Origin of the sequence: Streptomyces sp. HUAS TT7 (assembly GCF_051550175.1) — a bacterium.
Classification (GTDB): Bacteria; Actinomycetota; Actinomycetes; order Streptomycetales; family Streptomycetaceae; genus Streptomyces.
In genome coordinates this window covers 2,962,041-2,988,254 of the sequence record NZ_CP196175.1, presented here as the reverse complement: position 1 = coordinate 2,988,254, position 26,214 = coordinate 2,962,041, and the positions used below count along the sequence as shown (strand labels likewise).

Below are 26,214 nucleotides of genomic sequence, written 5' to 3'. Positions count from 1 at the left end.
CCGTGGCAACAACGTTTCAGAAGTGCAAGACCGATGAGAAGAACAAGGCGTACCCGTGTGCTTCTACACGCTGCAAGCACCCGTGGACGGTTCGGTACCGCGAGCCTGGCGGCCGGTCCGGAAGGCAGCGCGAGAAGAGCTTCCCCACCAAGACGGAAGCTGTCGACCATGGCGTAAAGATGGAGAACGACAAGCGAGAAGGAACCTATATCGACCCCAAGCGTGGTGCCGTTCCTTTGAAGGTGTACGCAGAGAAGTGGATAGGTCGCCAGCACATGGCGACCAACACAGAGGGCACGTACGAGCGGGCTTTCCGGCTTCACATCTACCCCGCTCTTGGCAGTCGTCTGCTGTCCGCGATCCGTACGGACGACATCGAGCAGTTGGGCCGCGACATGACTACGGCTGGGCTCTCCGCCAACTCTGCGGATGCCTACCTGACGCCTTTACGGTCGGTCTGCAAGGCGGCTGTGGTGAACGGTGACATTGGTCGTAATCCGTTCATCGGGGCCAAGCTACCGAAGCTGCCGAACAAGGCAGTGGATGAGACCCAGCTCCCGACCGGCCAGCAGATACAGGACATGGCCGACGAGTTCCGCCCCGAGTGGGCGCTGTCCATCTGGCTCATGGCAGGCCTGGGCCTCCGCACGGGGGAGATGTTGGGGCTTCGGATCGGGGACTTTCAGGAGGACCACGTACGGGTCAGTCGTCAGATCACCAGGGGTAAGGCTGGTCAGGGCCCGGTGATAGGTCCGCTGAAGCACCGACGAGTGGGCGACTGGCGGAAGATCCCTCTGCCGACCAACCTTCGAGACGCTGTGCGGGCTCACGTGGCCGCGTATGGCACTGGACCCGACGGGGCTCTCTTCAAGACCCTGACAGGCACTCTGGTGGCCGCCTCGGACTACGCCACCCACTTCAAGAAGGTGACCAAGCTGCTTGGGTTCGAGTGGTCGCCTCACGACCTCCGGCACTGGTTCGCCTCGACGGCGCTCAGCAATGGTCTGCCACTCTTGGACGTGTCCAGGTGGCTCGGTCACAAGAGCATCAACGAGACCGCAGACACGTACGGACACCTCACGCCGGACAGTACGGGCCGGGCCGTGAAGGTGATGGATGTTGCGATTACCCAGCACCGTGCTGGTTTGGTGCTGGATACGGCTGCATGATCTAGCGTTTGTGCAGCTCAGAGGGGAGGCTGAACATGTGCGGTAGGTATGCAGCGAGTCGCAGGCCCGAGGATCTCGCAGGAATCTTTGAAATAGAGATGGGGGTCCCCCCTGGTCGAGCGGAGTCGAGAGCTTGGGGGTGGGATCCGGCCGAGGCTCTGGAGCCCGACTGGAACGTGGCGCCGACCAAAGAGGTCTACGTCGTCCTGGAGCGCCCTCTTAAAGACGCCGACTCCCCACGTCCGGTTCGTCAGCTGCGCAAGCTGAAGTGGGGACTCGTCCCCTCCTGGGCGAAATCGCCCGAGGGCGCGGCCCGGATGATCAACGCGCGCGCCGAGACCATCCACGAGAAGCCCTCCTTCAAGAAGGCCTTCGCCTCCCGCCGCTGCATCATTCCGGCCGACGGCTACTACGAATGGGTCACCGGCGCCGGGGAGCGCGAGCTGGAGGTCGAGGGCAAGAAGAAGCGTCCGCGCAAGCAGCCGTACTTCGTGACCCCGGCGGACGGCTCGGTCTTCGCGATGGCCGGTCTGTACGAGTTCTGGCGCGACCGCACGCTGCCCGACGACCACCCCTCGGCCTGGTGGGTGACCTGCTCGGTGGTCACCACCGAGGCCGAGACGGGCCCGCTGGGCGTGGCTCCGGCGGAGGGCCCTGGCTCGCTCGCGGACATCCATCCCCGGATGCCGCTGATGCTCATGCCGGACCGGTGGGGCGCCTGGCTCGACCCGGCCCACACGGACATCGGGTCGCTGAGGGATTTGCTTGCGCCGCCCCCAGGCGGGCTGATGCGGGCGTATCCCGTCTCGACGGCCGTGAGCAACGTACGCAACAACGGGCCGGAGCTTCTGACGGAGCTGGAGGGGCCCGAGGAGGGCACGCTGTTCTGACCCGCCCTGTGTGAGCTCTGTGTGAGCTCGCCCATGTCGTACGCCGTCCCCGTCCGGCCCGGCGGCAGGATGGCCCCGTGAGTACCAGCGAGATCATCCAGACCGGTGCCGGTGAGGCGCGTATCGCCTGGCACGCCGCCAAGAAGGCCCGGCTCGTGCTGGCCGTGAGTCATGGGGCGGGTGGCGGGATCGAGGCCCGGGACCTCCAGGCGCTGGCCGGGGCTCTGCCGCCGCTCGGGGTGAGCGTGGCCCTGGTGGAGCAGCCCTGGCGGGTGGCCGGCAAGAAGGTGGCCCCGGCGCCGAAGACACTGGACACGGGATGGCGTGACCTGTGGCCGGCCGTGGCGAAGAAGGGGCTGCCCGTCGTCGCGGGCGGCCGCAGCGCAGGGGCCCGGGTCGCCTGCCGCACGGCGGCGGAACTCGGCGCGGCCGGAGCCCTCGCCCTGAGCTTCCCGCTGCACCCGCCGGGCAAGCCGGAGAAGTCGAGGGCGGCGGAGCTGCTCGGGGCGGGCGTGCCCACCCTGGTGGTGCAGGGCGGGAACGACCCCTTCGGGAAGCCCGCCGAGTTCCCCGAAGGGGCGTACGAGCTCGTGGAAGTGCCGTTCGGCGACCATGGGTTCGCGGTGCCCAAGCGGGCCTCCCTCACCCAGCAGGAGGCACTGGACGTGATCACCGCGGCGGTCGGCACCTGGCTCGGCGCCCTGATGGCCTGACGCCGGGAATGCGGAATGCGGGCCCACTGTTATGGCCACGTAAGGGATACGCAGACCAGCTGTGGAGAGGGAGTCCGTCGCATGGGTTCGACCATCTGCCCGAGCCGCAAGGCCGCCTCTGACCTGGAGTGGACGGTGCTTTCCGCGGCCAGGACCGCTCCTATTCGAGCGGCGGGCGGAGCGGATCGTCGTCTATCCTCCGATTCGAGTGGGTCCGCATTCGGGCTCAGCACACCGTTCGAGGAGGTGGGTCCGGTCACAGGGACCGACGACGGCCACGTGGAAGAGACCACCGCCGAGCGCAATGCGCGCTTCGAGCGGGATGCCCTCGGCTACCTCGACCAGATGTACTCGGCCGCATTGCGCATGACGCGCAATCCCGCCGATGCGGAAGACCTGGTCCAGGAGACGTACGCCAAGGCGTACGGGTCCTTCCACCAGTTCCGCGAGGGCACCAACCTGAAGGCTTGGCTCTACCGGATTCTCACCAACACCTTCATCAATTCCTACCGGAAGAAGCAGCGCGAACCCCAGCGCAGCGCCGCCGAGGAGATCGAGGACTGGCAGCTCGCTCGTGCCGAGTCGCACATGTCCACGGGTCTGCGCTCCGCCGAGTCGCAGGCGCTGGACCACCTGCCCGATTCGGATGTGAAGGCAGCCCTGCAGGCCATTCCGGAAGAGTTCCGCATCGCCGTGTATCTCGCGGACGTAGAGGGCTTTGCGTACAAGGAGATCGCGGACATCATGGGTACACCCATCGGTACAGTGATGTCCCGGCTGCACCGGGGCCGCCGCCAACTGCGCGGAATGCTGGAGGACTACGCCCGTGACCGCGGACTCGTCCCGGCCGGCGCCGGCGAGTCGGACGAAGCGAAAGGCTCGGGCTCATGAGCTGCGGAGAGCCGCACGAGACGGACTGCTCTGAGGTCCTGGACCATCTCTATGAGTTCCTCGACCACGAGATGCCCCCCACGGACTGCAACAAGTTCGAGGTGCACTTCGAGGAGTGCTCGCCGTGCCTGGAGAAGTACGGCCTTGAGCAGGCCGTGAAGAAGCTGGTGAAGCGCTGCTGCGGCTCGGACGACGTGCCGAGCGACCTGCGCTCCAAGGTGATGGGCCGTATCGACCTGATCCGCTCCGGCCAGGCGGTGCCCGAACAGGACGTCGTCACCGGGGAGATGCCGACGCTGCGGTCCGAGTGACCCCGGATGATCTAGAGATGTGAACTGCCGCCCGCGGCAGGGCAGTTGAGAGCGGCTACGACCACACGTCGTGGCCGCTCTGCTGTGTCTCCCCGCCCATGGGGGCGCCCGGCGTCACCCGAAGGTGCTAATCCGGGTGGCTCGAAACGCCCTATTCCGACCATGCGCCCCACCGTCACCGCACGCAGGCCTATTCTCGCCAAGCTGTACGCAACGGGCTGCCCGGGCGGATGGGGAGGTGGGGGCCATGGCGGAGCCGAGGGGGCTGCGGGACATTCCGGCCGGGGCGCGCATCGCCGTCGTGGGCGCCGTCGTGGGCGCGGGCGCATGCGCGCTGCCCGTACTGCGCCAGGGCGTGCCCTGGGCGGCCGTGGCGCTCCTCGCGGGCCTGTACGCGCTGTGCGAATGGCCGCCGCGCTGCCCGGTGCTCGCGGGCCGGGTGAGCGTGCCCATCGCCTCCGGCTCCTTCTTCCCGGTGCTGCTCGCCGCCGCCTTCCTGCTTCCGCCGGCCGCCGCCGGCCTCGTCGCGGTGCCGGGCGCGCTCATCGCGTACGTCGAGGAGGAGCCGCGCCGGGTGCGGCGGATCTGGCGGGCCGCTCAGCTCGCGATCGCGGCGTCGGCTGCGGCCGGCGCCCATGTGCTGCTCCGCGGGCGCGAGGCGCTGGGCGGGCGCGGCGCCGCCACCGCCCCCGACTTCCCGTACGCGCTGCTGCCGGCCGGAGTCGCCGCCCTGGTCTTCTGCCTGGTCCTGACCGCGCTCGACGGGCTCATCCTGGCCACCGCCGAACGGCGCCCGCCCCGCACCGCCTGGCGCGGGCTCCTGCTGCGCTCGCTCGCCCCGCACTGTGTGCACGGTCTCGCGGGGCTGATGATGGCCGTGCTGTGGCGGAGCCGGTTCGGGCCGCCCGCGGCGCTGTTCGTGCTGCTGCCCATGTACATCTCGTGCTGGGTCTTCGCCCAGTACCACCGCGAGCGCGCCGCCCACCAGGCCACCATCCGCGCCCTCGTCCAGGCCGTCGACATCAAGGACAAGTACACGCGCGGCCACAGCGAGAGGGTCGGCCGGGCCTCGGAGATGATCGCGCGTGAACTCGGCATGGAGGAAGGGCGGTTGGAGGTCATCCGGTTCGCCGGAATCCTGCACGACGTCGGCAAGCTCGGGGTGCCGACCCGGGTGCTCCGCAAGGACGGCCCGCTCACCCCCGAGGAGCGGGCGGTGATCGAGCTGCACCCCGAGTACGGCCACGAGATGGTGCGCGGCATCGGCTTCCTCGGCGAGGCCCGCGCCGCGATCCTGCACCACCACGAGCGGCTCGACGGGAGCGGCTATCCCTACGGGCTCGCGGGCGGCCAGATCCCCGAGGCGGCCCGGGTGGTCGCGGTGGCCGACGCCTTCGACGCGATGACGTCCACGCGCTCCTACCGGCGGGCGAGACCGGTCGCCGCCGCCGTCACCGAGCTGGAGCGGTGCGCGGGCGCGCAGTTCGACCCGCGGATGGTCGGCGGCCTGGTGCGGGCGCTGTCCCGGTACGGATGGCACGTCGAGGTCACCGCGGACGAGCCGGGGGCCTTCGGGGCGCGCGGAAACGTACCGCCGTCCAGACGGGTGGGGACGCCCGCAGGCCCGGCCCGCGGGCCCGCCGCGGATCTGCTCCCCACCCCGCCCGCGACCGGCCGGAACTCGCCCTTGACGGACGTCGGTGAACCCGGGCCGCACCCCCGCCCCGAACCCGGCCTCCCCGACCCCCGCCCCTCGAACGCCCAAGGCGCCTGACATGGCCGCCCGGCCCACCGCCCCCGTCCTCGCCGCCTACGCCCTCGCCGGGCTGCTCACCGCCTGGGCGCTCGGGGCGACCCTGCACGACGGGCTCGTCGAACCCGGCACCGCCGCCGCGTTCGGCGCGCTCATCACGGTGGGGGAGCTGGCCCGGTGGGGGGCCAGGGACGGGGAGCGGGACCCCGCGCCGCTCGCCTCGGCCGGGGCGCTGGCCTACGCGCTGCTCGGGCAGAACGCCGGGCACGCCACCCGGCACGGAGTGCTCCAGGTGATCGCCGTGGTGGTGGCCGCGGCCCTGCTCGGATCCGTACCGCATGTGGCCGCCGGGCGCGGGCCGAGCCTGGACCAGGCGGCCCGGCGGGTGCTCACCGTGGCCTTCGCCGCCGTCTGTTTTCAGCCGCTCTACAACTCGGGGCACCTCGACGCCTGGTTCGGGCACGGACCGTACTTCGCGCTCGTTCTCCTGTTGCTGCTCGTGCTGACCGCGCTGTGCGACGCGGTGGTCGCCGCCCTGCTGCTGTACGCGCGTACCCGGTACCCCTTCGGGCCGCTCCTGCGTGACGAGCTGCGCGGGCTCATCGGCATCGGGTCCGCCGTGTGCGCCACCGGCACCGTGATGGCCCTCGCGGTCGCCGCCGCCGGGCTGTGGGCGCTGCCCGTGTTCTGTGTGCCGCTGCTCCTCACCCAGCTGGCCTTCCGGCGGTACGCGGCCGTGCGCACCACGTACCGCCAGACCATCACCTCACTGGCCCGCGCCACCGAGATCGCCGGCTACACCCAGCCGGGCCACGCCCGCCGGGTCGCCGAGCTCAGCCGGGCCGTCGGGCGCGAGCTGGGGCTCTCGGAGAGCGAGCTGACCGTCCTGGAGTACGCGGCGCTCATGCACGACATCGGGCTGCTGTCCCTGCTCGACCCGGTCCCCGCCGGGGCCACCGCCACGCTGCCCGCCGCCGAGCAGCGCCGCATCGCGCTGCTCGGCGGCGCGGTCGTGCGCCAGACCGGGGTGCCCGCCGATGTGGCGGTCGTCGTGGAGCGGCAGGCCGACCCGTACCGGGAGCAGCCGCTGTCCGCCAGGATCGTCCGCGCGGTCAACGCCTACGACGATCTCGCGGAGGGCTCCCCGGGCCCCGGAGGGTCGCTGAGCGCACTCGAACAGCTGCGTCTCGGCACCGGCCGTGACTACCACCCCCAGGTTGTCGAATCCCTGGCACGCGTGCTGGCCCGGGGCTGTCTGACCCGGGTGCCACCTGGGTAACCCAGGAGTAATGAGCGGCCTTCCGGCTGGGCATGGTTGGATGCGAAAAGAACCCAGAAAACTGGGAGACCGTAAGACCGACCCGGTAGTCGGGGCCGGTCTGGGCAGGCGGGAATCGTGAGGATCTTCGGCAAGGGACGGCACCGGCCCTCCGCCTCGTGGCGGCAGGCCACGGACCGTGCGTTCACGCTGATCGGCGACGGCCGGTACGAGGACGCCGGGGCGCTGCTCACGCGCGCCGCGGACCTGGAACCGTGGCTGTCCGAGTCCTGGTTCAACCTGGCGCTCCTGCACAAGTTCCGGCACGACTGGGAGCAGGCGCGGGCCGCCGGGCTGCGCGCGGTCGCCCTCCTCGACAAGGAGACCGGCGCCCCCGACTGGTGGAACGTAGGCATCGCGGCCACGGCCCTGCAGGACTGGCCGCTGGCCCGCCGGGCCTGGCAGGCGTACGGCCTGAAGGTGCCGGGCGAGGCCACCGGCAGCGGCGAGCCCGTCGGCATGGAGCTGGGCAGCGCCGCCGTGCGCCTCTCGCCCGAGGGCGAGGCCGAGGTGGTCTGGGGCCGCCGGCTCGACCCGGCCCGCATGGAGGTCCTGTCCATCCCGCTGCCGTCCTCGGGGCGGCGCTGGGGCGAGGTCGTGCTCCACGACGGCGTCCCGCACGGCGAGCGCACCACCGCCGCCGGCCCGTCCTTCCCGGTCTTCGACGAGATCGAGCTGTGGGCGCCCTCGCCCGTGCCGACCTGGGTGGTCCTCCTGGAGGCGGCCACCGAGGCCGACCGGGACGCCCTGGAGCGGCTCGCGGCCGACGCCGGCTTCGCCGCCGAGGACTGGTCCTCCTCCGTACGCCTGCTGTGCCGGGCCTGCTCCGAGTCCCAGATGCCCAGCGACGAGGGCGACGGCGAGCACCTCGACCCGCACGACCACAGCGAGCCCGGCCACCCGGGACCGCTCGGCCACCGCACCTCCGGCGACCTGTGGGTCCCGGAACGCGAATGCGGCATCGCCGCCCCCGCCGGCCTGGTCCGCGGCCTCCTGGACGGCTGGGTGGCCGACAACCCGGACAGCCGGGAGTGGCGGGATCTCGAAGAAGTCTGCTGACCCTGGCCTTAGGCTGTATGGGATCGGAATCGGGTTTTCAGGAAGGCTTACGGCGGACATGGCGCAGCAGGAGACGGACCAGCAGGTCGAGAACGACGGGTTCGTCGTGGACACGGAGGACTGCGAGGCGCGCGAGCTGGCCTACCGCGAGCGCGGCACCGCCCGCCCGATCACGGTCGTCGGCAACCCCGTGCTCCACAAGGAGTGCAAGGACGTCACCGAGTTCGACGGCGAGCTGGCGGGGCTCATCGACGACATGTTCGCCAGCCAGAAGGCGGCCGAGGGCGTGGGCCTGGCCGCCAACCAGATCGGTGTGGACCTCAAGGTCTTCGTCTACGACTGCATGGACGACGAGGGCGTCCGGCACGTCGGCGTCGTCTGCAACCCGGTCCTCGAAGAGCTGCCGTCCGAGCTGCGCGTCCTGGACGAGTCCAACGAGGGCTGCCTGTCCGTGCCGACCGCGTACGCCGAACTCGCCCGCCCGGACTACGCGGTGGTCACCGGCCAGGACGCCGAGGGCAACCCGGTCAAGGTGCGCGGCACCGGCTACTTCGCGCGCTGCCTCCAGCACGAGACGGACCACCTGTACGGGTACCTGTACATCGACCGCCTCTCCAAGCGCGACCGCAAGGACGCGCTGCGTCAGATGGCGGAGAACAGCCCGCGCTACGAGGTCGTCCCGAACGACTGATCCCGCCAGGACGTGAAAGGGGCCTCGCACCTGCATGGTGCGGGGCCCCTTTCACAGTTTGGCTGCGGACCGTCTGTGGTGGCTGGTCGCGCAGTTCCTGGCGCCCCTTGGGCACGCGGACCTAGAAGTCCTCGTCGAAGCCCACCGAGCCCTCGACCGCCACCTGGTAGGCGGACGGGCGGCGCTCGAAGAAGTTCGTCAGCTCCTGGACGCCCTGGAGCTCCATGAAGGAGAACGGGTTCGACGAGCCGTACACCGCCGGGAAGCCGAGCCGGGTCAGGCGCTGGTCGGCGACGCACTCCAGGTACTCGCGCATCGACTCGGTGTTCATGCCCGGCAGGCCGTCACCGCACAGGTCGCGGCCGAACTGGAGCTCGGCGGCGACCGCCTCCTTCAGCATGTCGGTGACCTGCTGTTCCAGCTCGTCGTCGAAGAGGTCCGGCTCTTCCTTGCGGACGGTGTCCACGACCTCGAAGGCGAAGTTCATGTGCATGGTCTCGTCGCGGAACACCCAGTTGGTGCCGGTCGCGAGGCCGTGCAGCAGACCTCGGCTGCGGAACCAGTAGACGTACGCGAAGGCGCCGTAGAAGAACAGGCCCTCGATGCACGCCGCGAAGCAGATCAGGTTCAGCAGGAAACGGCGGCGGTCGGCCTTGGTCTCCAGGCGCTCGATCTTCTCGACCGAGTCCATCCACTTGAAGCAGAACTGCGCCTTCTCGCGGATCGAGGGGATCTCCTCGACCGCGTCGAACGCGGCCGCGCGGTCCTCCGGGTCGGGCAGGTAGGTGTCGAGCAGCGTCAGATAGAACTGGACGTGCACGGCCTCCTCGAAGAGCTGACGGCTCAAGTAGAGCCGCGCTTCAGGGGAGTTGATGTGCTTGTAGAGGGTGAGCACCAGGTTGTTGGAGACGATCGAGTCACCCGTCGCGAAGAACGCGACGAGGCGGCCGATCATGTGCTGCTCGCCCGGCGTCAGCTTCGCGAGGTCGGCGACGTCGGAGTGGAGGTCGACCTCCTCGACGGTCCAGGTGTTCTTGATCGCGTCCCGGTAGCGCTCGTAGAAGTCCGGGTAGCGCATGGGGCGAAGAGTCAGCTCGAAGCCCGGGTCGAGAAGGTTCTTGTGTTCGGTGTTGCTCATTACTGGCAGGCCTCGCAGGACTCGGGGTTTTCGAGCGAGCAGGCGATCGCGTCGGCGTCGGGGGCCGCCTGCTGGACTGGGATGGTGGGGGTGGCCTGGGCGGCGCGGGCGATCTTCGTCGCCGGGCGCGAGCGCAGGTAGTACGTCGTCTTCAGGCCCTGCTTCCAGGCGTACGCGTACATCGACGACAGCTTGCCGATGGTGGGCGTCTCCAGGAACAGGTTCAGGGACTGCGACTGGTCGAGGAACGGGGTGCGGGCGGCGGCCATGTCGATGAGGCCGCGCTGCGGGATCTCCCACGCCGTGCGGTACAGCGCGCGCACTTCGGCCGGGATCCAGCCGAAGTCCTGCACCGAGCCGCTCGCCTCGCGCAGCGCCTCGCGGGACTGGGCGTCCCATACGCCGAGCTTCTTGAGCTCCTCCACCAAGTAGCCGTTGACCTGGAGGAATTCACCGCTCAGCGTCTCGCGCTTGAAGAGGTTGGAGACCTGCGGCTCGATGCACTCGTACACGCCGGCGATGGACGCGATGGTCGCGGTCGGGGCGATCGCGAGGAGCAGCGAGTTGCGCATGCCGACCTTGGCGATACGTTCCCGCAGGGCCGCCCAGCGCTCCGGCCAGGTCAGCTCGACGTCGTAGTGGTCGGGGTGCAGCACGCCGCGCGCGGTGCGGGTCTTGTCCCAGGCCGGCAGCGGGCCGTTGCGCTCGGCGAGGTCGGTGGAGGCCTCGTACGCGGTCAGCATGATCCGCTCGGAGAGCTGGGTGGAGAGGGCCTTCGCCTCGGGGGAGTCGAAGGGCAGGCGCAGCTTGAAGAAGACGTCCTGCAGACCCATCGCGCCCAGGCCCACCGGGCGCCACTTGGCGTTGGAGCGGCCGGCCTGCTCGGTCGGGTAGAAGTTGATGTCGACGACCCGGTCGAGGAAGGTCACGGCGGTGCGGACGGTCGCGTCCAGACGCTCCCAGTCGATGCCGTCGCCCACGACGAACGCGCCGAGGTTGACCGAGCCGAGGTTGCAGACGGCCGTCTCGCCGTCGTCCGTCACCTCCAGGATCTCGGTGCACAGGTTGGAGGAGTGGACCGTGTGGCCCGGCTCGGCCGTCTGGTTGGCGGTGCGGTTGGAGGCGTCCTTGAACGTCATCCAGCCGTTGCCGGTCTGCGCGAGGGTGCGCATCATGCGGCCGTACAGGTCCCGGGCCGGCATGGTCTTCTGGGCGAGCCCGGCGGCCTCTGCCTTGCGGTAGGCGGCGTCGAACTCCTCGCCCCACAGGTCGACGAGCTCGGGCACGTCGGCGGGCGAGAACAGCGACCACTGGGCGTCGGCGTCGACCCGGCGCATGAACTCGTCGGGGATCCAGTGCGCGAGGTTCAGGTTGTGCGTACGGCGCTGGTCCTCACCGGTGTTGTCGCGCAGCTCCAGGAACTCCTCGATGTCGGAGTGCCAGGTCTCCAGGTACACCGCGGCCGCGCCCTTGCGCCGGCCGCCCTGGTTGACCGCGGCCACCGACGCGTCGAGGGTCTTGAGGAACGGGACGATGCCGTTGGAGTGGCCGTTGGTGCCCCGGATCAGCGAACCGCGGCCGCGGATGCGGGAGTACGAGAGACCGATGCCGCCGGCGTGCTTCGAGAGCCGGGCGACCTGGTGGTAGCGGTCGTAGATCGAGTCGAGCTCGTCCAGCGGCGAGTCGAGCAGGTAGCAGGACGACATCTGGGGGTGCCGGGTGCCGGAGTTGAAGAGCGTGGGGGAGGACGGCAGGTAGTCCAGGCGGCTCATCAGGCCGTACAGGGACGCCACTTCGTCCAGGGCGCGGACCGACTCGTCCTCGGCGAGGCCGGACGCCACGCGCAGCATGAAGTGCTGGGGGGTCTCGACGACCTTGCGGGTGATCGGGTGGCGCAGCAGGTAGCGGGAGTAGAGGGTGCGCAGGCCGAAGTAGCCGAAGCGGTCGTCGGCGCCGTCGGCGAGGGCCGCGTCCACCAGCGCGTCGAGGCGGGCGGTGTGGGCGTCGACGAACTCGGCGGTGCGGTCGGCGATCAGGCCCTCGCGGTGGCCGACCGCGACCGAGGCGGAGAACGACACCGCGCCCTGGGTCGCGGCCTCTTCGGCGATGGTGATGGTCAGGAGCCGGGCGGCGAGGCGGGAGTACGCCGGGTCCTCGGAGATGAGCCCCGCGGCCGCCTCGGTGGCCAGCTCGCGCAGCTCGGCCTCGTCGGAACGGGCGTTGCGGCCCCGCAGCGCGGCGGCGGCGACCCGGCCGGGGTCGGTGTCCGCGAGGTCGGCGGTGAGATCGGTCAGGGTCCGCAGCAGCGCGGTCCCCGGGGCATCCGCCAACTCTTCGGTGATCGCTGAAGCGGGATCCGCAGGGGCGATGGTCACGTGGGGGCACTCCCTCGCTCGGCACGGGGCCCTTCGGAGGAGGCGTCGGCGCGCGTCGGGGCAGCCCTGAGCGCGTCGTCCACCGGCCCAACCGCGAGGCCCGGACGTCTGGCATCCGGTTCGGTCGACCCGGACGCGCCATCGGCAGGTCCTCGGACTCGACCGGCACAAAGACGTACAGGTCATACCGTTGCGGGACAGTTCCGGATTCGAACCGGATTCCCCTGCGGCGACAGCGAGGACGAGCATACATGTGGGGGGCGCTGTCAGCGGCACCCCCCACATGTTGTGTCGTTGTGTTCGTGAGGGGGGGGCAACGGATGGAAGCCGGGCAAGTGTCAGCGGCCTCCGCTATCGTCGATGACAGACCGTCGAGGAAGGGGAGTGAGGCATGGTCGTCATGACTTACCGGGCCCAGATGCAGACCGAAGACTTCGAGACCCTCGCGCGCATAGGTGCCCGCGAGATCGAGGGGCTGCGGCTTGAATTCATTGACGGGAAGCTGGGGGTCAAGGCCGTGCCGGACGGGGACCACGACCGAATCGTTCTGTGGCTGGCTCGCATCTGTATGCAGCATCGGCCTGAGCTGTGGCTTCACGTCGAGCGGGGGTTGGCAGTTCAGGAATACCGTTCGGGTCGCGCGCGCCCGGACGCGTCCATGGCTCCGGACGACGCGTTTGTGGGGCAGGGGGAGTGGGCTGATCCGGCACCCGTCCTCATGGTTGTCGAGGTCACCTCGTACGACGCCGACACGGACGCGCGTGATCGAAACGAGAAGCCGCGCGCCTACGCAGAGACCGGAATCCCTGTGTACCTCCTCATCGACCGGGAGCGCTGCGAGGTCACCGTCCGCAGCGAGCCTGACGGCATGCGTTACGAGAGCATCCGCACCGTGCCCTTCGGTAAGGACATCGAGCTGCCCGAGCCCGTGGGCATCACCCTCCAGACCGAGCAGCTCAAGGACTGGGTGCGCTGAGCACCGCACGCAAAAGGGCCGCCGCATCCCTCTTGGATGTGGCGGCCCTTCCGCGTAGCAACGGGCAGACTCAGTGCGCCGAGCCCGCCGTCGCCGGGGGGAGTTCCGTGGCCACGCCCGGGTCGCCGGCGTCCGCCGTGTAGTCGGCGGGGGAGGTCTCGTCGATGCCGTCGGGGGCCTTCAGGGCGCGCAGGACGACGGTGAGGACCACCGTCACCACCACGTTCAGGACGAACGCGGTGAGGCCGATGTAGCCGATCTCGCCGATGCCCGGGATCTCCTTCGAGGAGCCGCCGAAGTGCTTCTGGGTGGGCGAGGCCACTCCGTACGCGGCTAGGGTGCCGTAGACCATGCCGACCGCCCAGCCCGCGAGCAGCGCCCAGCGGTGGAACCAGCGGGTGAACAGGCCGCCGACCAGGGCCGGGAAGGTCTGCAGGATCCAGATGCCGCCCAGGAGCTGGAAGTTGATGGCGACCGTCTTGTCCATGGTCAGGACGAAGACCAGCGCGCCGACCTTCACCACCAGCGAGACCAGCTTGGAGACCTTGGCCTCCTGCGCGGGCGTCGCGTCCGGCTTGAGGAAGTCCTTGTAGATGTTGCGGGTGAAAAGGTTCGCGGCCGCGATCGACATGATCGCCGCCGGGACCAGCGCGCCGATGCCGATCGCCGCGAAGGCGACGCCCGCGAACCAGTCCGGGAACATGTCCTCGAAGAGCTGGGGGATCGCCAGCTGGCCGTTCTTGACCTTGACCCCGGCCGCGATCGCCATGAAGCCGAGCAGCGCGAGCAGGCCCAGCATCAGCGAGTACAGCGGCAGGATCGTGGTGTTGCGGCGGATCACGTTGCGGCTGCGCGAGGACAGCGTCGCGGTGATCGAGTGCGGGTACATGAACAGCGCGAGCGCCGAGCCGAGCGCGAGCGTCGCGTACGTCCACTGGCTCGACTCGCCGGGCGCGATCGCGCCGGTCGGCTTGCCGCCGGGCGGGCCCGCGAACTTGTGCTGCGCCGCGCTGAAGATCGCGTCGAAGCCGCCCAGCTTGATCGGGATGTAGATGATTGCCACCGCGATGACGAGGTAGATCAGGCCGTCCTTCACGAATGCGATCAGCGCGGGCGCGCGCAGGCCGGACGAGTACGTGTACGCCGCGAGCACCGCGAACGCGATGAGCAGCGGCAGGTCCTTGACGAACCAGTTGTCGGACTCGCCGCCCACGCCCATGACGTCCAACACGGCCTGGATGCCGACCAGTTGGAGCGCGATGTACGGCATCGTCGCGAGGATGCCGGTGACCGCGACCGCGAGGGACAGGCCCTTGGAGCCGAACCGGCCCCGCACGAAGTCCGAGGTGGTGACGTAGCCGTGCTTGTGCGAGACCGACCACAGGCGCGGCAGGAAGGTGAAGATCAGCGGGTACACGAGGATCGTGTACGGCACGGCGAAGAAGCCCGCCGCGCCCGCCGCGTAGATCGCCGCCGGGACCGCCACGAACGTATAGGCCGTGTAGAGGTCGCCGCCGAGCAGGAACCAGGTGACCCAGGTGCCGAACGACCGCCCGCCCAGGCCCCATTCGTCCAGGCTGGCCTCGTTCTCGGCCTTGCGCCAGCGCGCGGCCATGAAGCCTATGACCGTGACGGCCAGGAAGAAGAAGATGAAGACGCCGAGCGCGACGCCGTTCACGCCGTCCTTCACTTGGACGCACCCCCCTGCTTGTCGGACGTGGAGGCGGTGCGCGAGCGCTGGTCGTGCTGCCACAGCTTGTACGCGACCATCGTGAGCGCGGTCGAGATCAGCACCCAGAGCATCTGGTACCAGTAGAAGAACGGGATGCCGCCGAGCACCGGGTCGGTCTTGGCGTACGAGCTCACCCACAGCATCGCCACGAAGGGCGCGATCAGGCAGAGCGCGATGACCACGCGCAAGGGCGTGATCACCGGTCTCTTCACTTCTGTCGAATCCGGCATTGGTGGCTCCGTCCCCTCACGATCACCTGTGCGTTGGATCACTTGTAATGCGCAGGAAATCTAGGGGAGAGATTCGGTCAAGGGAACCCCCGTCCGGATTCCGGACGGCTCAACGGCCGGGAGGGCGCGCTCAGTCGGCCGGCCGCTTGAGGCGGGCCACGAACTTGTACCGGTCGCCCCGGTACACCGATCGCACCCACTCCACCGGTTCGCCCTGGCCGTCCAGGGAGTGCCGCGACAGCATCAGCATCGGCAGGCCGACATCGGTGCCGAGCAGCCCGGCCTCGCGCGGGGTGGCGAGCGATGTCTCGATGGTCTCCTCGGCCTCCGCGAGGTGCACCCCGTACACCTCGGCGAGCGCGGTGTAGAGAGAGGTGTACTTGACCAGCGAGCGGCGCAGCGCCGGGAAGCGCTTGGCGGACAGGTGGGTGGTCTCGATGGCCATCGGCTCGCCGCTCGCCAGGCGCAGCCGCTCGATGCGCAGGACGCGGCCGCCCGCGGTGATGTCGAGCAGCCCGGCGAGGGTGTCGTCGGCGGTGACGTAGCCGATGTCGAGGAGCTGGGAGGTCGGCTCCAGGCCCTGGGCGCGCATGTCCTCGGTGTACGAGGAGAGTTGGAGCGGCTGGGAGACCTTCGGCTTGGCGACGAACGTGCCCTTGCCCTGGATGCGCTCCAGGCGGCCCTCGACGACCAGTTCCTGGAGGGCCTGGCGCACGGTGGTGCGGGAGGTGTCGAACTCGGCGGCGAGGGTGCGCTCGGGCGGCACCGGCGTGCCGGGCGGCAGGGTCTCCGTCATCTCCAGCAAGTGACGCTTGAGGCGGTAGTACTTGGGCACGCGAGCGGTGCGGGCGCCGGCGCCCGCCTCTGTCTCGCTCCCGCTCCCGTCGGCCATGGCCTGCCTTCCCGAGTGCTGCGCTGCTGCCGTCACCGGCTCCTCCGTCTGTCGCGGCTCACATGGTGGCACGGACCGGTCACGGGTCGTCGCCCTCCGTCAGGGTGTCGGTCCGGTAACGCGATCGACAGCCCTTCTTATACACCGCCACGCGGCGGACGTGCGGGGAAGTGTGCAAGTTGGTCTAAACCATTAAAGCCCAGGAGGGCCGCCGCGGGCAGCCCGGCGCGGGCCGGATCGGGCCCATGCGGGCCGAGTTGCGGGGTGTTCCGGGCGGCGAGGTGTCGGTCCGATAACGGACGGTCTCAGCGTTCTTATCGACCCTTGACACCCCTAAAGGTCTAGGCCAAGCTCCCGGTACTGGTCTAAACCATTAAAGACCAGAACCCAGCCCCACGGGCAGTACTCGTCGTATGTGGCATCGCGGTGGGCGGGGCCACGAAGAAGGTAACGGGGTCAGTCATCCCTGAGGAGAGTGGCGTGAAGCGCAAGCTCATCGCGGCGATCGGCGTCGCGGGCATCATGATCGGCGCCGCGGCGTGCGGCGGCAGTGACAAGAAGGATGGCGCAGCGGGGGGCGACGCCAAGGAGCTCACCGTCTGGCTGACGGTCGACGCGCAGAAGAACTGGCCCGAGCTGGTCAAGGCGGCCGACGACGCGATCGTCGCCAAGCACCCCGGCCTGAAGATCAACCACGAGTACTACGGCTGGCCGGACAAGAACGCCAAGCTCGACGCCGTCCTCGCCACCGACAAGGCGCCGGACGTGGTCGAGATGGGCAACACCGAGATGCTGGCCTACTCGATCAAGGGCGCGTTCGCCGAGGTCGACCCGTCGAAGTTCGACAACTCCGCCGCCTGGCTGGACGGCCTCAAGGCCTCCGTCTCGTACGACGGCAAGACCTACGGCGTCCCCTACTACGCCGGTGGCCGCACGGCGACCTGGCGCAAGGACATAGCCGCCGACTCGGGCATCACCGCGACCCCGAAGACGTACACCGAGCTGACCGCCGACCTGGACAAGATCCAGGCGAAGCAGGGCGACAAGTTCAGCGCCTGGTACCAGCCCACCCGCGACTGGTACGCGGCGATGTCCTTCGTGTACGACGCCGGCGGCTCCATCGCCAAGGAGGACGGCGGCAAGTTCAAGGCCAACCTGTCCTCGCCGGAGTCCGTCAAGGGCCTCACCGAGTTCAAGAACGTCGTCGACAAGTACATGAAGGGCGACAAGACGAAGGACGAGTCCGACCGTCCCATCGTCTACGGACAGGGCAAGTCCGGCCTCGTCTTCAGCCCGGCCTGGGAGGGCGCCAACGCCGCCCTGCCGGAGAACGACAAGGTCGGCAAGCTCGCCGACAAGATCGAGAGCTTCGTCATGCCGGCCCCGTCCGGCAAGGCCATGCCGGTCTTCCTCGGCGGCTCGGACCTCGCGATCCCGGTCAAGTCCAAGGCCCAGGGCCTGGCGGCCGAGTGGATCAACGCCCTCACCGGCACCCAGGGCCAGAAGGGCCTGATCGCCAAGGGGAACCTGCCCAACAACAAGACGGACCTCGCACCGCTGAAGTCGGACCCGAAGACGGCCGTCCCGGCCACCGCGGCCGAGTCCAGCTGGTTCGTCCCGATGGCGCCGGGCTGGGGCCAGGTCGAGAAGGCCCAGGTCCTGCAGACCATGCTGCAGAACATCGGCACCGGCAAGCAGACGGTCGAGGCCGCCGCGAAGGACGCGGACGCCGCGATCGACAAGGTCATCAACACCAAGTGACCTTTGGGCAGGGCCCCGTCACCACGACGGGGCCCTGCCCGGCCAGTTCCAGAGAGGGATTACCAGGAGCGCGCGATGAGTGCCGCAGAGACAACCACCGCCAAGGTGCCGCCGGCGCGGCGCGACCCACTACCGGGTGCTGGATCCGGTCGACCAGGCGAGCCGGGGAAGAAGCGCGGCACGGGCGGGGGAGCGGCGGTGCCCTGGGCACTGCTCGCGCCCTGTCTGCTCGTCCTCGCGCTCGTCCTCGGCTATCCGCTGGTACGGCTCGTCACCCTGTCCTTCCAGAAGTTCGGGCAGCCGCAGCTGTGGGGCTTCAAGGCCGCCGAGTCGGTCGGCTTCGACAACTTCACCAACGTCCTCGGTGACGCCGAGTTCTGGCGCGTCGTCGTCCGCACCGTCCTGTTCGCCGCCACCGCGGTCGTCCTGACCATGGTCATCGGCATGCTGATCGCCCTGCTGCTCCAGCGGGTCTCGGGCTGGGTCAAGACGCTCATCAACATTGCCCTGGTGGCGAGTTGGGGCATGCCCATCGTCGTCGCGATCACCGTCTTCAAGTGGATGTTCGACTCCGACTTCGGTGTCCTCAACTGGCTGCTCAGCCAGATTCCCGGCGTCGAGATGCACGGCCACAACTGGTTCGCCGACGGCACCCAGGGCCTCGCCGTCATCATGCTGCTCGTGGTCTGGGGCGCGGTGCCGTTCGTCGTCATCACCCTCAGCGCCGGCCTCACCCAGGTCCCCAAGGAGCTCGAAGAGGCCGCCCGGCTCGACGGCGCCGGCTCCTGGGGCGTGTTCCGGCACGTCACCATGCCAATCCTCAAGCCCGTCATCGTGATGCTCGCGACGCTGTCGGTCATCTGGGACATGGGCGTCTTCCCGCAGGTCTTCGTGATGCGCGGCGGCCACCCCGAGGCCGAGTTCCAGCTGCTCACCACGTACTCGTACGAGAAGGCCTTCGTGGTCAACGACTACTCCCAGGGCTCCGCGATCGCCCTGCTCACCGTGATCCTGCTGCTCGGCGTGATCGCCGTGTACATGCGGCAGATGCTGAAGATTGGAGAGGTGGAGTGACGATGGCTGCCTCGACCGCCGCGGCGCCCGCCGCCACCCGGGTCAAGACCGCACGCAAGAAGACCAAGCTGGGCTGGAACCTGCTCGGCCTGCTGGTCTTCGTCACCGCGGGCTTCCCGGTCTACTGGATGCTGAACACCGCGTTCAAGCCGGCCAAGGACGCGATCGACCCCGATCCGCACCTGTTCCCGACGAACTTCACGCTCGACAACTTCAAGCGGGCGCTCCAGATCGGCGACTTCTGGGGTTCGATCGGCCGCTCGCTGACCGTCTCGGTCGTCGTGGTCCTGATCGGCATCGCGGTCGGCCTGCTCGCCGCGCTCGCCATCTCCCGGTTCGCCTTCCGCGGCCGCAAGATCGTCATCGTCGGCATCCTCGCGGTCCAGATGGTGCCGCTCGTCGCCATGATCATTCCGGTCTTCCTGCTGCTCAACGACCTCGGTCAGTACGACAAGCTCTCGGGCCTGATCATCACGTACCTGACCTTCATCCTCCCCTTCACGGTCTGGACGCTGCGCGGATTCATCGTCAACGTCCCCAAGGAGCTGGAGGAGGCGGCCATGGTCGACGGCTGCAGCCGCACCGGCGCCTTCATCCGCGTGGTCTTCCCGCTGCTCGCGCCCGGCATGGTGGCGACCTCGGTCTACGGTTTCATCCAGGCGTGGAACGAGTACCTCTACGCCCTCATGCTGATGAGCCAGAACCACCAGACGGCCACGGTGTGGCTGTCCAACTTCACCACCCAGCACGGCACCGAGTACGCCCCGATGATGGCCGGATCCACCATGATGGCCGTCCCCATCGTGATTCTCTTCCTCCTCGTCCAGCGCAAGATGGCCGCGGGTCTGACGGCCGGCGCAGTGAAGGGATAACTCCGCCCCATGACCACTATGACCACGGGTTCCGACACGCTGACCCGCGACGCCCTCGCCGTCCTCCAGCCCGGGTTCACCGGCACCAGCGCGCCGGACTGGCTCCTCCGCCGGATCGGCGAAGGCCTCGCCTCCGTCGGCCTGTTCGGCCGCAACATCGTCTCCGCGCCCCAAGTGGCCGCGCTGACGGCCCAGTTGAGGGCCGAGCGGGACGACCTTCTGGTGGCCATCGACGAGGAGGGCGGCGACGTCACCCGCATCGAGGTCCGCACCGGCTCGTCCTTCCCCGGCAACCTCGCGCTCGGCGCGGTCGACGACGTGGACCTGACCCGTGAGGTCGCCCGCGAGCTGGGCCGCCGGCTCGCCGAGTGCGGGGTCAACCTGAACTGGGCGCCGTCCGCCGACGTGAACTCCAACCCGGACAACCCGATCATCGGCGTACGGGCCTTCGGTGCCGAGACCGACCTGGTGGCCCGGCACACCGCCGCCTACATCGAGGGCCTCCAGGCCGCCGGGGTCGCCGCCTGCACCAAGCACTTCCCCGGGCACGGCGACACCAATGTCGACTCGCACCACGCGATGCCCCGCATCGATGTGGATCTCGACACGTTGCACGCCCGTGAGCTGGTGCCTTTCCGCGCCGCGATCGCGGCGGGTTCCAAGTCGGTCATGAGTGCGCATATCCTTCTTCCCGCGCTCGACCCCGCACGTCCCGCCACGCTCAGCCCGCGCATCCTCACCGGACTGCTGCGCGAGGAGCTCGGCTACGACGGGCTGATCGTCTCGGACGCGGTGGAGATGCAGGCCATCGCCGGGACGGTCGGCATCGAGCGAGGCTCCGTCCTCGCGATCGCGGCGGGCGCCGACGCCCTGTGCGTCGGCGGCGGCCTGGCCGACGAGGGCACCGTACTGCGGCTGCGCGACGCGCTGGTCAAGGCGGTACGGGACGGCGACCTGGCCGAGGAACGCCTGGCCGACGCCGCCGCACGGGTACGTGCGCTGGCGGCGTGGACCCAGCAGGCCAGGGGGGATGTGGCGGCGCCGGGCGCGGCGGTGCAGGAGGGGACCGCGCCCGGCACCGGCAGTGACATCGGCCTGGTGGCCGCGCGCCGGGCCGCCCGCATCACCGCCTCGCCGTCGTGGCGCCCGCTGGAGCAGGCCCCGTACGTGGCCACGTTCACGCCCGTCATGAACATCGCGGTGAGCAGCGAGACCCCCTGGAGCATCGGCGGCGAGCTCGCCGCCCTGCTGCCCGGCACCGAGAGCGGCACCCACGGCACGGACAGCTCCGCCGCCGATGTGCTCGCGGCCGCGGGGGAGCGCCGCGTCGTCGCGGTCGTACGCGACGAACACCGCCACCCCTGGATGGCGGCCGCCCTGGACGCCCTGCTCGCGGCCCGCCCGGACACGGTCGTGGTCGAGATGGGCGTCCCGCGGGCGACCCCGCGCGGCGCCCTGCACATCGCGACCCACGGCGCGGCGCGGGTGTGCGGGCGAGCGGCGGCGGAGCCCATCGCGGGGTTCTGACCCAGCCAACGGACTGCGTGGCGGGTGACGGTCGGCGGACCGTCACCCGCCACGTTTGCATGTGCGGGCGCATCTGGCGCCGCATGTACGATGGGGCCGACTTTCGGTGTCCGCGAGGGCCGACTTGTGCGGGCCGCCGGAGCGGAACGTTCCGGTCCCTCGGCCGAGAGGTCGTCAACTCGGCTGCGGGGGCGTCTACTTGACAGTACGTATCCTCCGTGTGTCCGGTGCGTGAACCCGTCCGTTTTGGGTGCCGCCACCGCCCCAACTTGGGGGTTGACACCGGAAGTTGGTCTAGTCCACCTTGGAGGTACGCAAGATCGGTGTAGGTGCCCCCGTCCCATGAGCGGCACCGAGCGCAAGGAGGTGGCAACCCCGGCCCTGTCTTCGTGGAGACGCACACTCTCCACCGGGTGACCGGCCGGCGCGAGGACGCGCCGAGCTTGCCAAGTCCGGTTGCCACGCGCCTATTTGCCCTCGCAATGCCCGACTGTGAACCGGTCGGTGCAAGGACCACGCCGAGGGCCCCGCATCGCCCGGCACACCGCACATCCCCGGCCCCGGACGGCCGCAAGGTGCATGCCGGACGCGAGCACGACCGTATGCCGAACCCATCCGCCGCAGCACCGCGCCGCCGACCGTGACCTCACCGGGCCGGCCGCGCGCACCGCTCCGGCCGCCGCACCCTGCCGATCCCCGCCCAACAGGACGCCCGCGCCCGGGCCATGTCGCTGTGCCCGCGGGATCCCCTCAGCCGCCCACCATCCGCACCCTGGAGTGATCGCATGTCGGCATCCGACCGATATCTCTACCGAGCCGCCTCCGACGTCCCCTATTTCAGCTCCGACGGCGGCGAGACCTACCTGGCCCGCACCCCGTTGCGGGACATCGAGAAGTCCCGCCCGCTGCGCGTCCTTTCCGAGGACGACTTCGCGTTCTGGCAGACGTACGGCTACGTCATAGTGAAGGAGGCGATCCCGGCCGCCGCGGCCAAGCGCCTCCTCGACTTCACCTGGGACTTCCAGGGCCTGGATCCCGAGAGGCCCGAGACCTGGTACTCCGAGGACCGCGAGTTCGCCTCCGAGCTCGAACAGCACCTGCACGTCTACGGGTTCGTCGAGGCGTACCACCACCAGCTCCTGTGGGACAGCCGCCAGACGCAGCGGGTCTACGACGCGTTCGCCGACGTGTGGGACTGCGAGGAGCTCTGGGTCACGCTCGACCGGCTCAACCTGAACCCGCCCAACATCAAGGACCGCGACCGGGCGCACATCGAGCCCACCGACAAGGGCTTCGACATCGAGCTGCACTGGGACGTGGACACCACGCTCGGCGTGCTGCCGCAGCGCGTCCAGGGGATCATCGCGCTCAACGACACCCAGGACGACCACGGCGGCTTCCAGTGCTCGCCCGAGCTGTTCCGCCGCTTCGAGGAGTGGAAGGTCGCCCAGCCCGCCGGCCGTGACCCCATCAGGCCGAACACCGACCGGGCCGAATTCCCCGTCGTCCGGCCCCAGCTCAAGGCCGGTGACCTGCTGATCTGGAACGGTCTTCTCGCGCACGGCGTGGCCCGCAACACCTCCGACAACGGTGTCCGCGCGGTCCAGTACCTCTCGATGATGCCCGCCCTGGAGTCGGACCACGAGGTGCGGAAGTCCCGCGTCGAATCCTGGCGCAGCCTCGGCACCCCGGACTGGAACAAGACGCTGGTCGGCGACGCGCGCAGGCACGAGTCCCTCCGGTACCCCACCGCCGAACTCACCGACCTGGGCGCCAAGCTGCTCGGCCTCGAATCCTGGGGCGCCACCGGGACCGCAACGCCGACCGAGGAGCCCGCGTGCGACGCATCTGCCTGACGCTGCCCACCAACCGGGCCTGCGCGGCCACGATCGCGGCGGTGCACGAGGAGGCCGCGTACGCCGCCGAGCACTTCGACGTCGAGGTCCACCTGCTGGTCCTGGACTCCGCCGACGGGCCGACCCGTGCCGAACATGCCGATGTCATAAGGGAGTTGCCCCCGGACGCCCACGTCCTCGTGCACCACCTCGACGAGGCCCGGCAGCGGGACTTCCTCCAGCGCGTCATCGAGCGGGCCGGACTCGCCAAGCCCGATCTGATGCTCGACCTCATGCTGCCCTCGGAGGTGTCGTACGGCGCCTGCACCAACCGGGCGTTCCTCATCGCGAGCGCGCTCGGCTGCCACTCCGTACACCGCCGGGACTCCGACAGCAGCTACCAGATCCTGGACGGCGAGCCCGTCTTCCCCATCCACCACGAGCTGCTCTCGCTCGGCAAGCGGGCCGTGGACGCCGTACCCGAGGTCACGCGGACCCGGCTCGACCCGGCGGACATCCACAAGCCGGTGGCGATGGTGGGCAGTTCGTTCGTGGGCGAGCTGTCGGTGGACATCGGCGAGATCCGCGACCTCGACCCCGAGATCTACTACGAGGTGGTCGGCCTGTGGGCCGATGCCGGAACCCCGCCGGATGAGCGTCGGGAGCTGGTCGAGGACTCGTTCGTCGGAGCCGGCAACGACCCCTTCACCCATGACGAGTCGACGCTGGGCGCCCCCGACATCTGGCGGGTCGACATGTGCAACATCGGCCTCGACCGCGAGGTGTACGAGCGCGTGCCGCTGCCGCCCGCGACCAGCACCATAGGCAGCGACTACTTCCTGCTGCACCTGGTGCGCGACGCGACGCTGCCCGGCGTGGTCCACAACCGGAACATCGTGAACTACTACACCCCCGAGCGCCGGACCGGCCCCGGATTCACGGCCTACCAGCTGCGGTTCACCAAGTTCCTCCTGTCGATGCTCTACCTCTACCCGGTCTATACGGCGATGGAGGAGGCGCGCGGCACCCTGCTCGACGAGCAGCACCACGTACGCCCCGCCCTGATCGCCGAGCTCGCCGTGGGCAGCGCGGGCACGGACCGCGCCGAGAACGTCCGCAGGCTGGAGGTCCTCGACCGCTGCTACCGCCAACTGGGGGGAAAGTACGCCGAGTTCGCCGACCATCTGATGCCGCTGTGTGAGCGCCTGCTCGACGAGGCGCAGGCCGACATCGAGGACTTCGCGCTGCTCATCGAGGCATGGGGCCCGCTGGTGGCCGCGAGCAGGGCCGAGGCTCCGGTCCGGGGTGTCGACGATGCGTGAGAGCACGGCCGTCCGGGCCGCCCTGGCCGACGCCGCCGACGACCGGATCTTCTTCGACCTGGACGGAATCGAGGCCCAGTACGCGACGCTGGTCCACGAACTGCCCGGAATCCAGGTCAGGTTCGCCATGAAGGCGTGCCCGGTGGACGAGGTGCTCGACTGCCTCGCACACCAGGGAGCGGGCTTCGACGCGGCCAGCCCGAACGAGATCGAGCAGGCCGTCAAGACCGGCGTGCCCCTCGACCGGATCCACTACGGCAACACGATCAAGTCGGACGAGAACATCGCCGACGCCTACCGCATGGGCATACGCGACTTCGCGACCGACAGTGTCGAGGACGTCGCGGCGATCGCCCGACTGGCCCCGGGATCCAGGGTGTTCTGCCGTCTCGCCACCAGCGGGGACGGTGCGCTGTGGGGCCTCAGTCAGAAGTTCGGCTGCTCGGCCGACGACGCCGGACGCGTCCTGGAAGCGGCGCGCGATGCGGACCTGACCCCGTCGGGCCTGTCCGTGCACGTCGGCTCGCAGCAGATGACGTCCGAGGCCTGGCAGAGCGCGCTCGACGAGCTCGCCGACCTGGTGGCGGTCCTGAACGGACGCGGCATCCTGCTCGACACGGTCAACCTCGGCGGCGGCCTGCCCGCCCTCGGCTGCCTCGACAAGCACGGCCGCCCGCTCGACCCCCCGCTCGACAAGATCTTCGCCGTCCTGCGCGAAGGCATGCAGCGCCTGAGCGAGGAGTCGGCGTCACCCCTGGAGTTCCTCATGGAGCCCGGCCGCCACCTGGTCGCCGACCACGGTGCGATCCGGGCCCGCGTGTCCCGGCTCTCGGCGCGGCGGCAGCGCGACGGCGAGCGGCAGCACTGGCTGTACCTGAGCTGCGGAAAGTTCAACGGCCTGTACGAGATGGACGAGCTGCAGTACCGCCTGGAGTTCCCCGGCCACGCGGGCGGCCGGTACGTCCCGGCCGTGATCGCGGGCCCCACCTGCGACAGCGACGACGCGTACGACTACGAGGCCGGACTCGTCCAGGTCCCCGCCGAGGCCGCTTCCGGGGACCCGGTCTGGATCCACTCCTGCGGCGCGTACGCCGTCGGCTACACGACCCAGGGCTTCAACGGCTTCGACCCGCTGCCCTACACCTGCATCGGAGGTTCGAGGTAGATGCCTCGGTTGGACACAGAGCCGCTGCTTGAGGCGGACGTGCTCATCCGCCCGCTGGCCGAGGGCGACTGGGACGCGATCGTGGCCCTGGAGGCGCGAGCGTACGCCCAGGACGGCCTGTCGGAGGGTCGGGAAGCCCTGAAATCCCGCTATTCGTCCGGGACTTGCTTCGTCCTCGAACACGAGGGCCGGGTCGGCGGCTACCTCCTGGCCCTGCCGTACCCACCCTTCACGAGCCCGGACCTCAGCCGAGCCGAGGACGCGGACCACCCTTCCCGCAACCTGCACGCGCACGACCTCGTGATCGCCGAGCATCTGCGAGGCAGGTCCCTGGGCCCTCGGCTCCTGACCCATCTCCTGTCTGCGGCAAGGGAGTTGGGGTATGAGCGGATCTCCATGGCGGCGGTCCGAGGAGCCCATGTCCTCTGGGCCCGGCTGGGCTACCGCGCCCACCCCGAGGTCGTCCTGCCGGCGAGCTACGGCACGAACGCGGTGTACATGTCCATGGAAGTAGGCTGAA

23 protein-coding genes and 1 riboswitch are annotated in these 26,214 nt (G+C 69.6%); of the genes, 18 read left to right on the top strand and 5 right to left on the bottom strand.

The genetic code is table 11. The annotated features are described in order from the left end of the window. The first annotated feature begins 2 nt into the window (after nucleotides 1–2). The 9 genes from ACSHXC_RS13235 (at nucleotide 3) to def (ending at nucleotide 8,795) form a co-directional block, all read left to right on the top strand. A complete protein-coding gene (locus ACSHXC_RS13235; RefSeq protein ID WP_438291772.1) occupies nucleotides 3–1,169 on the top strand; it encodes a tyrosine-type recombinase/integrase in 1,167 nt (388 codons plus the stop codon). 35 nt (nucleotides 1,170–1,204) lie between these two features. After that, entirely contained in the window at nucleotides 1,205–2,059 is an 855-nt protein-coding gene (locus ACSHXC_RS13230; protein WP_438291771.1) for an SOS response-associated peptidase, read from the top strand. Between the two features lie 77 nt (nucleotides 2,060–2,136). Beyond that, nucleotides 2,137–2,772: an alpha/beta hydrolase family protein gene (locus ACSHXC_RS13225; RefSeq protein WP_438291770.1), complete on the top strand. Its 636-nt coding sequence runs from the start codon at nucleotides 2,137–2,139 to the stop codon at nucleotides 2,770–2,772. 246 nt (nucleotides 2,773–3,018) lie between these two features. After that, a complete protein-coding gene (locus ACSHXC_RS13220) occupies nucleotides 3,019–3,663 on the top strand; it encodes a sigma-70 family RNA polymerase sigma factor (protein WP_167157084.1) in 645 nt (214 codons plus the stop codon). Continuing rightward, the gene (gene rsrA / locus ACSHXC_RS13215; protein WP_386000891.1) at nucleotides 3,660–3,974 is read left to right on the top strand and encodes a mycothiol system anti-sigma-R factor; all 315 of its coding nucleotides are present in this window, start codon (nucleotides 3,660–3,662) and stop codon (nucleotides 3,972–3,974) included. Before ACSHXC_RS13220 ends, rsrA begins: the two co-directional genes overlap by 4 nt. A gap of 265 nt (nucleotides 3,975–4,239) precedes the next feature. Next, on the top strand, nucleotides 4,240–5,748 hold the full coding sequence (locus tag ACSHXC_RS13210; RefSeq protein ID WP_438296557.1) for an HD-GYP domain-containing protein: 1,509 nt from the start codon (nucleotides 4,240–4,242) through the stop codon (nucleotides 5,746–5,748). 1 nt (nucleotide 5,749) lies between these two features. Continuing rightward, nucleotides 5,750–7,006: an HD-GYP domain-containing protein gene (locus tag ACSHXC_RS13205; protein WP_438291769.1), complete on the top strand. Its 1,257-nt coding sequence runs from the start codon at nucleotides 5,750–5,752 to the stop codon at nucleotides 7,004–7,006. 117 nt (nucleotides 7,007–7,123) lie between these two features. After that, on the top strand, nucleotides 7,124–8,104 hold the full coding sequence (locus ACSHXC_RS13200; RefSeq protein WP_053729869.1) for a tetratricopeptide repeat protein: 981 nt from the start codon (nucleotides 7,124–7,126) through the stop codon (nucleotides 8,102–8,104). Between the two features lie 58 nt (nucleotides 8,105–8,162). Next, nucleotides 8,163–8,795, top strand: a complete 633-nt coding sequence (def, locus tag ACSHXC_RS13195) for a peptide deformylase (RefSeq protein ID WP_438291768.1) — start codon at nucleotides 8,163–8,165, stop codon at nucleotides 8,793–8,795. Nucleotides 8,796–8,916: 121 nt separating this feature from the next. Here def and ACSHXC_RS13190 read toward each other — a convergent pair whose 3' ends face one another. Both ACSHXC_RS13190 and ACSHXC_RS13185 read right to left on the bottom strand, forming a co-directional pair. Then, nucleotides 8,917–9,933: a ribonucleotide-diphosphate reductase subunit beta gene (locus tag ACSHXC_RS13190; RefSeq protein ID WP_438291767.1), complete on the bottom strand. Its 1,017-nt coding sequence runs from the start codon at nucleotides 9,931–9,933 to the stop codon at nucleotides 8,917–8,919. Continuing rightward, nucleotides 9,933–12,308, bottom strand: coding sequence for a ribonucleoside-diphosphate reductase subunit alpha (locus ACSHXC_RS13185; protein ID WP_438291765.1), 2,376 nt, complete (start codon nucleotides 12,306–12,308; stop codon nucleotides 9,933–9,935). Before ACSHXC_RS13185 ends, ACSHXC_RS13190 begins: the two co-directional genes overlap by 1 nt. Before the next feature lie 126 nt (nucleotides 12,309–12,434). Beyond that, a riboswitch (cobalamin riboswitch) is annotated at nucleotides 12,435–12,563 on the bottom strand. A gap of 136 nt (nucleotides 12,564–12,699) precedes the next feature. Here ACSHXC_RS13185 and ACSHXC_RS13180 point away from each other — a divergent pair. After that, entirely contained in the window at nucleotides 12,700–13,284 is a 585-nt protein-coding gene (locus tag ACSHXC_RS13180; protein ID WP_438291763.1) for a Uma2 family endonuclease, read from the top strand. Nucleotides 13,285–13,354: 70 nt separating this feature from the next. On the opposite strand, the gene mctP is transcribed toward ACSHXC_RS13180, so the two are convergent. The 3 genes from mctP to ACSHXC_RS13165 all read right to left on the bottom strand — a co-directional run bounded on the left by mctP (nucleotide 13,355) and on the right by ACSHXC_RS13165 (nucleotide 16,138). After that, a complete protein-coding gene (mctP, locus tag ACSHXC_RS13175) occupies nucleotides 13,355–14,974 on the bottom strand; it encodes a monocarboxylate uptake permease MctP (protein WP_438291762.1) in 1,620 nt (539 codons plus the stop codon). Continuing rightward, nucleotides 14,971–15,246, bottom strand: coding sequence for a DUF3311 domain-containing protein (locus ACSHXC_RS13170; protein WP_438291761.1), 276 nt, complete (start codon nucleotides 15,244–15,246; stop codon nucleotides 14,971–14,973). The genes mctP and ACSHXC_RS13170 overlap by 4 nt, the downstream gene beginning before the upstream one ends. Before the next feature lie 130 nt (nucleotides 15,247–15,376). Further along, entirely contained in the window at nucleotides 15,377–16,138 is a 762-nt protein-coding gene (locus ACSHXC_RS13165) for a GntR family transcriptional regulator (RefSeq protein ID WP_053729863.1), read from the bottom strand. A 480-nt stretch (nucleotides 16,139–16,618) separates the two neighbouring features. Here ACSHXC_RS13165 and ACSHXC_RS13160 point away from each other — a divergent pair, with 480 nt between their 5' ends. From ACSHXC_RS13160 to ACSHXC_RS13125, 8 genes are all read left to right on the top strand, one after another. Next, on the top strand, nucleotides 16,619–17,899 hold the full coding sequence (locus ACSHXC_RS13160) for an extracellular solute-binding protein (protein WP_438291760.1): 1,281 nt from the start codon (nucleotides 16,619–16,621) through the stop codon (nucleotides 17,897–17,899). A 75-nt stretch (nucleotides 17,900–17,974) separates the two neighbouring features. Beyond that, nucleotides 17,975–18,973 (top strand): carbohydrate ABC transporter permease, encoded by a 999-nt coding sequence (locus tag ACSHXC_RS13155; protein WP_438291759.1) that lies wholly within the window; start codon nucleotides 17,975–17,977, stop codon nucleotides 18,971–18,973. A 2-nt stretch (nucleotides 18,974–18,975) separates the two neighbouring features. After that, entirely contained in the window at nucleotides 18,976–19,845 is an 870-nt protein-coding gene (locus tag ACSHXC_RS13150; RefSeq protein WP_438291757.1) for a carbohydrate ABC transporter permease, read from the top strand. A gap of 9 nt (nucleotides 19,846–19,854) precedes the next feature. Further along, nucleotides 19,855–21,372, top strand: a complete 1,518-nt coding sequence (locus ACSHXC_RS13145) for a glycoside hydrolase family 3 protein (RefSeq protein ID WP_438291756.1) — start codon at nucleotides 19,855–19,857, stop codon at nucleotides 21,370–21,372. A 785-nt stretch (nucleotides 21,373–22,157) separates the two neighbouring features. Continuing rightward, a complete protein-coding gene (locus ACSHXC_RS13140; protein WP_438291755.1) occupies nucleotides 22,158–23,228 on the top strand; it encodes a phytanoyl-CoA dioxygenase family protein in 1,071 nt (356 codons plus the stop codon). Continuing rightward, nucleotides 23,210–24,529: a DUF6271 family protein gene (locus ACSHXC_RS13135; protein ID WP_438291754.1), complete on the top strand. Its 1,320-nt coding sequence runs from the start codon at nucleotides 23,210–23,212 to the stop codon at nucleotides 24,527–24,529. The genes ACSHXC_RS13140 and ACSHXC_RS13135 overlap by 19 nt, the downstream gene beginning before the upstream one ends. Further along, on the top strand, nucleotides 24,522–25,694 hold the full coding sequence (locus ACSHXC_RS13130; protein ID WP_438291752.1) for a type III PLP-dependent enzyme: 1,173 nt from the start codon (nucleotides 24,522–24,524) through the stop codon (nucleotides 25,692–25,694). The genes ACSHXC_RS13135 and ACSHXC_RS13130 overlap by 8 nt, the downstream gene beginning before the upstream one ends. Continuing rightward, on the top strand, nucleotides 25,695–26,213 hold the full coding sequence (locus tag ACSHXC_RS13125) for a GNAT family N-acetyltransferase (protein ID WP_438291751.1): 519 nt from the start codon (nucleotides 25,695–25,697) through the stop codon (nucleotides 26,211–26,213). Nucleotide 26,214: the final 1 nt, after the last annotated feature.